Origin of the sequence: Streptomyces sp. SID13726 (assembly GCF_010548375.1) — a bacterium.
Classification (GTDB): domain Bacteria; phylum Actinomycetota; class Actinomycetes; order Streptomycetales; family Streptomycetaceae; genus Streptomyces.
In genome coordinates this window covers 1-464 of record NZ_JAAGLY010000373.1, presented here as the reverse complement: position 1 = coordinate 464, position 464 = coordinate 1, and the positions used below count along the sequence as shown (strand labels likewise).

Below are 464 nucleotides of genomic sequence, written 5' to 3'. Positions count from 1 at the left end.
CGTGCGCCTGCAGGACGGCGGCCAAGTTCGTCAGCAGAAGGGCGCGATGGCGATGCGATTCCCGGCAGGCCCCCACTATTCGCCGCCACAACTGAAGCTGCGTCTCGATGCCGGGAAGATCCTTCGTCCGGATGGCCTCACGCAACGCGGGAACCGCCTGGCGTCCGGCCTCGTTGACGATCTCGTCCAGCAGATCTCCCGGTAACCGCTCGGCCTCAGCCCCGCCCAGAAAGCATCGGGCGAACAATCCCGCAGCCGTCCACCGGGCGGAGGCACCCTCCGACGGGGGCAGCACGTGGGAGCGCTGCAAGAGGGCCCATGCCGCAGTACGAAGCGCGGCATCGTCGTCCTGCGCGATCTCGACCAAACGTGCGATCGCGGCCGCCACTTCGAGAGTCGCGAGCGTTCTCGGGTCCCCCTCTCCCCCCGCCTGGGCGCGTAGCCGTTCCTCAATCTCCGCTCTC

At 68.5% G+C, this 464-nt stretch carries 1 protein-coding gene; it reads right to left on the bottom strand.

Annotation, left to right across the window (positions count from 1 at the left end; translation table 11 throughout):
- The coding region (locus G3I78_RS48140; protein WP_164436949.1) for a hypothetical protein at window positions 1-388 on the bottom strand (388 nt) is incomplete at its 3' end.
- Window positions 389-464 lie beyond the last annotated feature (76 nt).